Source organism: Phormidium sp. CCY1219 (genome assembly GCF_035615515.1).
Classification (GTDB): domain Bacteria; phylum Cyanobacteriota; class Cyanobacteriia; order Cyanobacteriales; family Laspinemataceae; genus CCY1219.
This window is the reverse complement of sequence record NZ_JAJENT010000201.1, coordinates 1-483: the sequence shown is the minus strand read 5'-3', so window position 1 is coordinate 483 and position 483 is coordinate 1. Positions and strand designations below refer to the sequence as shown.

1 protein-coding gene is annotated in these 483 nt (G+C 41.6%); it reads right to left on the bottom strand.

Annotated features, from left to right (window positions below; genetic code table 11):
• Positions 1-71: 71 nt before the first annotated feature.
• Positions 72-407 (bottom strand): XisI protein, encoded by a 336-nt coding sequence (locus LKK83_RS01320; RefSeq protein ID WP_324628944.1) that lies wholly within the window; start codon positions 405-407, stop codon positions 72-74.
• Between the last annotated feature and the right edge of the window lie 76 nt (positions 408-483).

Sequence of the window (483 nt, the reverse complement as noted above, 5' to 3'; positions counted from 1 at the left end):
TTTTTTGAACCCCACCCACCTTTCAGAAAAATGCGACTAGAAACCCGGTTTATTTACGCCATTGCTCACCACTAAATCACCCCCAAACCTGTATATTCTCGCAACTCAGACGGCTGTAGTCCCAAAATAATATCTTCCCGTTCCACGCCCCGACTTAATAGCGCATCCGTCAAATAACAGTTCGTTTGATTGCGCTGAATCCAGATTTTTCCCGAACGAATTTCCAGATGAATCAAACAATTATAAATCTTCCGTGGTTTATCCCATCCTAAATCAACCAACAAATACCGATTCGCCTTGAGGTCAAAACCCGTTTCCGATTCAATTTCTCCCCCCAAAGAAGAACCGGTAGAATATTCCGTCAAGAGGAACTGAATGGTTGGTCTATATTTTGCTAGTCGCTCCATTGCAAAATCACCTTATCTCTCGGTTCATAAATAATCAATTTTAGTCCATAGGTTTGGATAGCAATGCGGTAAATCT